Raw genomic sequence first — 9641 nt, forward strand, 5'->3', positions numbered from 1 at the left:
TTAGCTCGTCGGGCTCAGCTCTTAATAAACAGGCGAAGGTCGGAAGTTTTTTAATTCTACTCTCGCAACCAGTTCTATAAAGTAATCTTTGATTACTTTATAGGTAAGTTTAAGAGATGAAACATTATCTCCTTACCACATTCGATATTGTAGTTTCCTATCGCAATATCTGTTTGATTTAATCAAACAAAACGAATGAAGCTCCAATTTATTGGGGCTTTTTTGTTATTTGCGTATTTGGTTTTTGTTTAAAATACGTTTTACTGACAACTTATGTTTATCAAAAATAAACATAAGTTGTTATTTAAATAGGGCTATATGCCCTTTTTTTGTTTCTGAAAGGGGATAGATTTGGCAAGTTTAGAAGAGCGTCTAACTGAAATGTTAGCGCCAAGTGTGGAAGACCTTGGCTATGAATTAGTTGGAGTTGAATACGTACGTGCGGGTAAACATTCAACATTGCGTGTTTATATTGACCAAGAAGAAGGTATTTTGGTTGATGACTGTGCAGCAGTGAGTCGTCAAGTCAGTGCTATTATGGATGTTGAAGATCCAATCACTAACGAGTACACACTTGAAGTATCGTCTCCAGGTATGGAAAGACCACTATTTAACGCAGCGCAATATGCCGCGTTTTTAGGTGAAGAAGTAAAAATACAGCTGCGTATGCCGATTCAAAATCGCCGCAGATGGAAAGGTGTTATTAGTAGTGTAGACGGTGAGATTATTTCCGTTTCTGTTGAGGGTAAAGAAGAGCGCTTTGCGCTGAGTAATATCCAGAAAGCGAACATAGTTCCAAAATTTGATTAATTAAGGCGTTAAAAATGAATAATAAAGAAATTTTATTGGTTGTTGAAGCTGTTTCAAATGAAAAAGGCTTACCAAGAGAAGCGATTTTTGAAGCATTAGAAAGTGCACTGGCTATTGCAACTAAAAAGAAATACGAATTAGAAATTGAAGTACGTGTTGATATCGACCGTGAAACGGGTAATTTTGATACATTCCGTCGTTGGTTAGTATTAGAAAGTGAAGCAGAAATGGAAAACCCTTCAAAAGAAATGACATTTGAAGCTGCACAATATGATACTCCTGAAATTCAAGTCGGTGAATATATTGAAGACGAAATTGATTCAGTTACTTTTGACCGAATTACAACACAAACTGCAAAACAAGTTATCGTACAAAAAGTACGTGAAGCTGAGCGTGCACAAGTTGTTGCTCAATATGCAGAAAAAGAAGGTGAGTTAATTACTGGTGTTGTTAAACGTATGACACGTGATAGCATTTTATTAGACTTAGGTAACAATGCTGAAGCGGTTATTTTCCGTGATGAAATGTTACCTCGCGAAAACTTCCGCCCAGGTGATCGTTTACGCGGTTTATTATTTGCTGTACGTCCTGAAGCTCGTGGCGCACAATTGTTCATGACACGTACACAACCTGAAGTGTTAGTTGAGTTATTCCGCTTAGAAGTGCCTGAAATCGCTGAAGAGATGATTGACTTAATGGGCGCTGCCCGCGATCCTGGTTCACGTGCTAAAATCGCAGTGAAATCAAATGACCAACGTATCGATCCTATCGGTGCTTGTGTTGGTATGCGTGGTGCACGTGTGCAAGCCGTTTCAAATGAATTAGGCGGAGAGCGTGTTGATATTATCCTGTGGGATGAGAATCCAGCACAATTTGCAATTAATGCGATGGCACCTGCTGAAGTCGCTTCAATTGTTGTTGATGAAGATTCGCACAGTATGGATATTGCTGTAGAAGATGAAAATTTAGCACAAGCAATTGGTCGTAACGGTCAAAACATTCGTTTAGCATCTCAACTAACTGGTTGGGTATTAAATGTAATGACAGTAGCTGAATTAAAAACTAAACATCAAGCTGAAGCAGATGGCGTTATTTCGTTATTTACGTCAGCATTAGAAGTTGATGAAGACTTTGCTGGAGTGTTAGTGGAAGAAGGCTTTAGCTCTTTAGAAGAGATTGCCTACGTTCCTGCTGAAGAGTTATTAGCGATTGATGGTTTTGACGAAGACATGGTTGAAGAGCTACGTACTCGTGCTAAAGATGTACTAGCAACAAAAGCGCTTGCTGAAGAAGAAAGTCTAGAAGGTGCAAAACCTGCTGATGATCTATTGGCACTTGAAGGCTTAGAGGCACACCTTGCATTTGTATTAGCAAGTAAAGGTGTGATTACATTAGAAGACTTAGCAGAACAAGCTGTTGATGATCTACTAGAGATTGATGAAAAACTAGATGCAGAAAAGGCAGCGGAATTAATTATGGCTGCTCGTAACATCTGCTGGTTTAGTGAAGATGCGTAATAGCGTCAGTATGGAGAAATAAATAATGTCAGAAATTCTATTAAAAGACCTCGCTAAAGACTTAAACAAATCTGAAGATGTGTTAGTTCAACAGTTTGCTGCTGCAGGTATTACTAAAAAAGCTAGCGACAAAATAAGCGTTGAAGAAAAAGAAAAGCTAACTACTTATTTGCAAAAGCAACATGGTGGCGAGCAAAAGCAAAAAATGACTTTACAACGTAAAACAAAAACAACGTTAAATGTTAAAGGTCAATCAAACGCTGTTAATGTTGAAGTACGTAAAAAACGTACTTTTGTTAAACGTTCTGATGAAGAGATTCAAGCAGAAAAAGCGGCTGAGCAAGCAATAAAAGAAGTAGAAGAAGCTAAAATACAAGCAGAGTTAGATGCTAAAAAAGCACAAGCTGAAAAAATATTAGCTGAAAAGTTAGCTGCTAAGAAAGAAGCTGAAGAAAAAGCAAAATTAGCAGCAGTAGCTAATAAGCAAAAACAAGCTTCTACTAAATCTGTTAAAACAGAAGAGCAACTTCGACTAGAAAAAGAGCAAGCTGATTTGTTGAAAAAAGCAGAAACAGAAGCATTAGCTAAAGCTGAAAAAGATGCGGTTGAACAAGCTGAACTTGCTAAGAAATTAGCAGAAGAAAATGCAGCTCGTTGGGCAAAAGAAGAAGCTGACCGTAAAGCAGCTGAAGGTGCAGATTATCATGTGACTACATCAACAGAAGCTCGAGCAGCAGAAGATGCTGTTGATACAAAAGCGGAAGGTCCAACACACCGTAAGAAAAAGAAAAAAGCACCTGCGGCTAAACCACTTGAAACAGTTTATAACCGTCGCGGTAATAACCGTCGTGGTAAAAAAGGTTCAACTGCAACGCCACATGCACTGCAACAAGCATTTGAAAAACCAGCTGCTAAAGTTGAACGTGATGTTAAAATTGGTGAAACAATTTCAGTTGCAGAACTAGCTAATAAAATGGCAGTTAAAGCAACTGAAGTGATCAAAGCGATGATGAAGATGGGTGCTATGGCAACTATCAACCAAGTTATCGACCAAGAAACAGCCTCTATTGTTGCTGAAGAAATGGGCCATAAAGTAATTCTAACGAAAGAAAATGAGTTAGAAGAGTCTTTAATGGCTGAAGCACAACAAGGTGGTGCTAAAACATCTCGTGCGCCTGTTGTAACTATCATGGGGCACGTTGACCACGGTAAAACATCACTACTAGATTATATTCGTCGTGCAAAAGTTGCTGACGGTGAAGCCGGTGGTATTACTCAGCATATCGGTGCTTACCATGTAGAAACTGATAAGGGCATGATTTCATTCCTAGATACTCCAGGACATGCTGCATTTACATCTATGCGTTCTCGTGGTGCTAAAGCAACGGATATCGTTGTCCTAGTTGTTGCTGCTGATGATGGTGTTATGCCACAAACAATCGAAGCGATTCAACATGCTAAAGCTGCTGGTGTTCCACTAATGGTTGCTGTGAATAAAATCGATAAAGAAGGTGCAGATTTTGACCGTGTTAAAACTGAACTTTCACAGCACGATGTTATTTCAGAAGAATGGGGTGGTGAAAACATCTTCTCATTCGTATCTGCAAAAGTAGGTACTGGTGTTGATGCGTTATTAGATAGCATCTTATTACAAGCTGAAATGTTAGATTTAGAAGCCGTTTCAACAGGTCCTGCATCAGGTGTTGTTATTGAATCTCGTCTTGATAAAGGTCGTGGTCCAGTTGCTTCTATTCTTGTTCAACAAGGTGAACTTAAGCAAGGCGATATCGTTCTTTGTGGTCTTGAGTACGGACGTGTTCGTGCAATGCGTGACGAAAACGGTAAAGCGATTGAATCTGCTGGTCCATCTATCCCTGTTGAAGTATTGGGTTTATCAGGTGTACCACAAGCGGGTGATGAAGCGACTGTTGTTAAAGATGAGAAGAAAGCACGTGAAGTTGCATTATACCGTCAAGGTAAATTCCGTGATATCAAACTTGCTCGTCAACAAAAAGCGAAACTTGAAAACATGTTCTCTAACATGGAATCAGGCGATGTATCTGAACTTAACTTAGTACTTAAAGCTGATGTTCAAGGTTCATTAGAAGCAATTTGTGAGTCACTAAACAAACTATCTACAGATGAAGTTAAAGTTAACATCATCGGTCGTGGTGTTGGTGGTATTACTGAAACTGACGCTTCATTAGCATCAGCTTCTGGCGCAATCGTAATCGGCTTTAACGTTCGTGCAGATGCAACAGCACGTAAGTTAATTGATAACGAAGCGGTTGAATTACGTTACTACAGCATCATCTATGATCTAATTGATGAAGTTCGTGCTGCAATGAGTGGTTTATTAGCACCTGAATTCAAACAAGAAATCACAGGTATTGCTGATGTACGTGAAGTATTTAAATCTCCTAAGATCGGCGCAATCGCTGGTTGTATGGTGACTGAAGGTATTATCAAACGTAACAACCCAATTCGTGTTCTACGTGAAAACGTGGTTATTTACGAAGGTGTGCTTGAGTCACTACGTCGCTTTAAAGATGACGCAACTGAAGTTCGTAACGGTGTTGAGTGTGGTATCGGCGTTAAGAACTACAATGATGTACGCGTAGGTGACCAAATAGAAGTATTTGAAATTATTGAAGTAAAACGTACTCTTTAATTTTAAATCTTAATAACTATTAAGAATGGGGGCTTATGCCTCCATTCTCATTTAAAACAACGCTTAATTTGCGTTGATTAGGAGTTACAAATGGCAAAAGAATATAGCCGTGCTTCTCGAGTTTCTCAGCAAGTACAAAAAGAACTTGCTCGAATCTTACAACAAGAAGTTAAAGATCCACGCATTGGAATGGTTACCATTTCTGGCGTTGATATTACACGTGACCTTGCTTATGCAACGGTATATGTGACCTTTTTTACTGTTGGTGAACAAACAAACGATGAATCATTAAAAGGTTTAAATGCTGCTGCTGGTTACGTCCGTCGTTTACTGGGTAAAGCAATGAAGCTACGTATCGTTCCTGAAGTACGTTTTTGCTTTGACGAAACACTGACTGAAGGCTTACGTATTTCAGAGCTAGTGAGTGGCGCAGTAAAAAATGACAAAGTTAAACTAAAAGAAGCTGGTCGCGAAGAAGAAGCGCTAGAAGCAACAGAAGAAGAGGAAGCGAAGTAATGGCAAAACGTGGAAAGGGTCGCCCGATCAATGGCATCGTATTATTAGATAAACCTACGGACATCAGTTCCAACCATGCTTTACAACGTGTAAAACGAATTTTCTTTGCTCAAAAAGCAGGTCATACCGGTGCCTTAGACCCATTGGCAACGGGTATGCTACCTGTTTGTTTAGGTGAAGCGACTAAGTTCTCTCAATTTCTATTAGACTCAGACAAGCGCTATACCGTAACTGCTACCTTAGGTGTAAGAACTGATACCAGTGATTCTCAAGGTGATGTAGTTTGTGAAAAACCTGTTTCAGTCACTCAAGCACAACTTGATGTTGCTCTTGATACGTTCCGTGGTGAAATTGAACAAGTTCCTTCTATGTATTCAGCCTTGAAATTTGAAGGTAAGCCTCTATATAAATATGCACGTGAAGGGATTACGATTGATCGTCCTGCACGTCCTATTACTGTTTATGAAATCAAGCAATTACGTTTTGAAGATAATGAAATTGATTTAGATATTCATGTTAGTAAAGGGACTTATATTCGTACTATTGTTGATGATTTGGGCGAGTTATTAGGTTGTGGTGCACATGTCTCGATGTTACGTCGTACACAGGTTGCTGATTACCCTTACGAACGTATGGTCACTATTGAAGCCTTAGAAGCGTTAATAGAAAAAGCAAAAGAAGAAGACGTTAGCCCTTATGATTTATTAGATCCATTATTATTAGAGATGGATACGGCGGTTAAAAACTATCCTGAAGTAAATATTTCCGATGAAATGGGTGCTTATGTATTACACGGTCAACCTGTACAAGTATTCGGTGCACCAGACAATACAATTGTTAGAATTACCGTTGGCGAGCAACGTACGTTTATTGGTGTTGGGCAAATGAATGATGATGGTTTGATTGCACCAAAACGGTTAGCGAACCTAGATCTTTAAAGAATGAATTTATAAAGAATGGACCTATAATCAACTAATTTATAAGTCTCCAATTTATAAGTTAACGTTAAGTTAAATTGAAACTAAAACTAAAACTAAAACAGATTGGCACCGCTAAGATGACTAAAATAGATTTTTCTCAAATAAATAAAACTGCTGCTGAATCTTTTAATCAACAGCGTAATGTTATTAAACGTCTTGCGAAGGGAAAAAAAGTACTTTGCGAGCAATGCCAACAAGCGTTAACGTTAACGGTATTAAGTGAAGGCGAAAGTGGCGTGCAATGTATTAAAGGTTGCACCCAAATTAATTTAGAACTTGACGCTTAGGGCGTTGAAAAGGTAGATTTTATGAGCTCAGAATTATATTTTATTTACGACTCTCATTGCCCATGGAGTTATGCTGCAACGCCATTAGTGGTTGCTTTAGATGACGCTTTTCCTGAAATGGAAGTTCATGCTTGGCACTGCGCTAATTATGATGGTGGTAACAGTGTTGGTTTTAATACGATTAAATCAGTTGAAAAAGAAAGTGATGTTCCTTTCTCACAGGAATATGTACGTTTCGCGGATAGTCCTAAGAATAGCGTTATCAGTGCAAACTTACTAGCTTGGATCTCAACTAAACAATCAGATAAATTATTACCTGTATTACAAGCTCTGCAACATGCTCATTTTGTAGAAGGTAATTCTTTAGGTAAAAAAATAGATTTTACTGAACTTGCTGATGACTTAAAATTATCAATACCAAATAAAGTATTTAAAGAAGAGTTAAGCAAAGATGCTCTTTATGTTTTATCTGATATTAACGATTTACAAGGGTTCATGGGAACGGTTTCTTTCCCTGCTTTATTGCTAGTACATAATGATAATGCAGTTCTATTAAATCATGCACAATACATAGGTGATCCAGCCAGTATTGTTGCAGATGTAGAAAAGCAGTTACAAGACTAAAAGTACGGTAATTGTCATCAGCTTAATCAAAAAAAGTGAAATGGTTTTAACGATTATTTCACTTTAAATATAAACTCCTTACTACTATTCTCTATTACCCTTCATTACTAACAGTTACTTATTGCACTACCCCTCACCTATACGCATACTGTGTTTTTATAAATTTCTTCAGTGAGAATGCATTATGGCCGATAGTTTCCTACTTTTTGATATTGCACAAAAAGATCAATTAACAGATAACGTATTAGCGTTTTTTGAAGAAACTATTTTACCAAGAGCCTGGGAAGGTGAGCCTGTACAGTTTAATAAAGACAGTCGTGTTTACGCCTATGTAAATGATCAACAAGCACCTGCTGTTATCCAAGCCGCTATCGATGGTGGCTGGCAACTTGCTATTTTACCTCATCCTGAATCGATCTATGCTAAACGTGGATTTTGTGCTCAAAGTAATTTAAAGAAAGCGATTCAAGAAGCTGAGAAAAGCCAACCCGCACAAGTTGATATTGTACGTTGCAACGGTAAAATTTTACTTTCTGAGTTGGTTTTTGGAGAAAGCTTTAACTTATTGCCAAGTGCTAAAAGCTTAGGCTTTATTGAAAGACTTAAACTAGGGTGGAAAAATCTCGGTAAAATTCGTCATGCTTGTCCTAAAAAAGTGACTTTTAATACTGAGAATGAAAGTAGTTTTACGACTGCTGCGCTAGGTGTTGTTATTACTGCCCATGTTCATGACTCTTGGTTATCTAAACATATTCTGCCTAATAGCCATATTAATGACGGTATGTGCCACGTAATGTTGATTGCACCGCGTAGTATTATGGAACTATTACGATTTATTACTATTTCTACATTAGGTCGTTATTATTCACTACCTAGTTTTCTAGGGTTAGTTAAAACAAAAAGTATAGAGTTCACTAATGGTGACGTTTTACATTATCAAATTGATGGACAAGAAGAGCAAGCTGACTCGTTATCCATTCAAACAGAAAGTCATGTATTAACCTTATTAGTGGGAGAATCTTTACCGATCATAGATACTTCTAGCGCACAAAAAGAACAACTCAAAATTAAAGGTCTACCATCTGGTGAAGCGGTGAATGAATTAGCCACTAAACCATTAGCTTTTATTGCACATGCTGCAACAGACGAATTTAAAGACCTGTATCAATTGCTCAGAGATAACGCGACAACATCATCTGCATTCCTAACCTTAATGGCATTATCAACCTTACTCGCAAGCGTAGGGCTCTTTGCAAGCTCTGCCCCTGTGATTATCGGTGCGATGATCTTAGCGCCTCTAATGGGGCCTATTATTTCACTTTCGATGGCTCTAGCACGTCAAGATCCTTCATTACTTACCGCCAGTGCAACGACTTTAGGCATAGGTATATTAGTTTCTTTAGGCTTTTCATCTGTTGCGAGTTTTATTATTCCGATGGAGATCGTCACGCCTGAAATTGCGGCTCGGTTAAGTCCAAGTTTATTAGACTTAGGGGTTGCGGTTATTTCCGGTATTGCTGGTGCTTATGCGCACGCGCGTGTTGATGCAGCTAAGAGCTTAGCGGGTGTTGCGATTGCTGTCGCGCTTGTGCCGCCGCTAGCGGTAACAGGTATCGGTATTGGCTGGTTAGATTCGCATGTCGCTTGGGGTGCTTTATTATTATTCCTAACCAACTTGGCTGGCATTGTCTTTGCTGCTGCACTCACTTTCCTCGCTTTAGGTTTTGCTCCTTTCACTCGTGCTAAAAAAGGACTCACAATCGCTTTTATCGGCGTGACACTTGTTTCTATCCCACTAGTATTTAGTTTTTTACGTTTATCTGAAGAAGCAAAAATAATGCAACAGCTTGAAGGTAAAAGAATAGGTGAAGTGGTGATTAGAGAAGTATATGCAAGAGCGTTGGAGCCCATTGAAATATCTGTAAAATTAGTGACACCTGAAACCTTAACCAGCGAAAAACTTGATGCAATTAAAGACAGTATTAAAGCGGAGTTACAACAAGATGTCATCATGGAAGCACAAGTTATTATTCGTCGGGAGTAATGATTTTGTTGGGTTATAATTAGCTTTTTAGTTGAGTTTTCACCCTCCTTTTTTATACTTTGGGTCTAAATAAAGGGCGGTTAAAACTTACCTAAAAAATGTTAAGCTACTTTCTTCTTATTAGATAGTTAATCGTTAATAATACCAATGGAATTAAATAAGTGATCAGAGATTGCGCAGGAAAAATTAACA

8 protein-coding genes are annotated in these 9641 nt (G+C 38.4%); all 8 read left to right on the forward strand.

All coding sequences use genetic code 11. The features are described 5' to 3' along the window. Window positions 1-351 precede the first annotated feature (351 nt). The gene (gene rimP, locus V6255_RS17495; protein WP_160060710.1) at window positions 352-810 is read left to right on the forward strand and encodes a ribosome maturation factor RimP; all 459 of its coding nucleotides are present in this window, start codon (window positions 352-354) and stop codon (window positions 808-810) included. 14 nt (window positions 811-824) lie between these two features. Further along, complete coding sequence (gene nusA, locus V6255_RS17500) at window positions 825-2327, forward strand: transcription termination factor NusA (protein WP_160060711.1); 1503 nt, start codon at window positions 825-827, stop codon at window positions 2325-2327. A gap of 25 nt (window positions 2328-2352) precedes the next feature. Further along, window positions 2353-4998, forward strand: coding sequence for a translation initiation factor IF-2 (infB, locus tag V6255_RS17505; protein ID WP_341629295.1), 2646 nt, complete (start codon window positions 2353-2355; stop codon window positions 4996-4998). A gap of 90 nt (window positions 4999-5088) precedes the next feature. Beyond that, window positions 5089-5514 carry a 30S ribosome-binding factor RbfA gene (gene rbfA, locus V6255_RS17510; RefSeq protein WP_137297579.1) on the forward strand — a complete coding sequence of 142 codons (426 nt, stop codon included), beginning with the start codon at window positions 5089-5091 and terminating at the stop codon, window positions 5512-5514. Further along, on the forward strand, window positions 5514-6452 hold the full coding sequence (gene truB / locus V6255_RS17515) for a tRNA pseudouridine(55) synthase TruB (protein WP_341629296.1): 939 nt from the start codon (window positions 5514-5516) through the stop codon (window positions 6450-6452). The genes rbfA and truB overlap by 1 nt, the downstream gene beginning before the upstream one ends. Window positions 6453-6571: 119 nt before the next feature. Beyond that, a complete protein-coding gene (locus V6255_RS17520; RefSeq protein WP_341629297.1) occupies window positions 6572-6781 on the forward strand; it encodes a hypothetical protein in 210 nt (69 codons plus the stop codon). Between the two features lie 21 nt (window positions 6782-6802). Next, window positions 6803-7405, forward strand: a complete 603-nt coding sequence (locus V6255_RS17525; RefSeq protein WP_160060714.1) for a protein-disulfide isomerase — start codon at window positions 6803-6805, stop codon at window positions 7403-7405. A 184-nt stretch (window positions 7406-7589) separates the two neighbouring features. Then, window positions 7590-9449 (forward strand): TIGR00341 family protein, encoded by a 1860-nt coding sequence (locus V6255_RS17530; RefSeq protein WP_341629298.1) that lies wholly within the window; start codon window positions 7590-7592, stop codon window positions 9447-9449. Window positions 9450-9641: the final 192 nt, after the last annotated feature.

Source organism: Psychromonas arctica (genome assembly GCF_038155225.1).
Classification (GTDB): domain Bacteria; phylum Pseudomonadota; class Gammaproteobacteria; order Enterobacterales; family Psychromonadaceae; genus Psychromonas; species Psychromonas arctica_B.

Coding starts and splice junctions, on each gene's coding strand:
- nusA (WP_160060711.1), top strand. CDS start 825: ATGAATAATAAAGAAATTTTATTGGTTGTTGAAGCTGTTTCAAATGAA.
- infB (WP_341629295.1), top strand. CDS start 2,353: ATGTCAGAAATTCTATTAAAAGACCTCGCTAAAGACTTAAACAAATCT.
- rbfA (WP_137297579.1), top strand. CDS start 5,089: ATGGCAAAAGAATATAGCCGTGCTTCTCGAGTTTCTCAGCAAGTACAA.
- truB (WP_341629296.1), top strand. CDS start 5,514: ATGGCAAAACGTGGAAAGGGTCGCCCGATCAATGGCATCGTATTATTA.
- V6255_RS17520 (WP_341629297.1), top strand. CDS start 6,572: ATGACTAAAATAGATTTTTCTCAAATAAATAAAACTGCTGCTGAATCT.
- V6255_RS17525 (WP_160060714.1), top strand. CDS start 6,803: ATGAGCTCAGAATTATATTTTATTTACGACTCTCATTGCCCATGGAGT.
- V6255_RS17530 (WP_341629298.1), top strand. CDS start 7,590: ATGGCCGATAGTTTCCTACTTTTTGATATTGCACAAAAAGATCAATTA.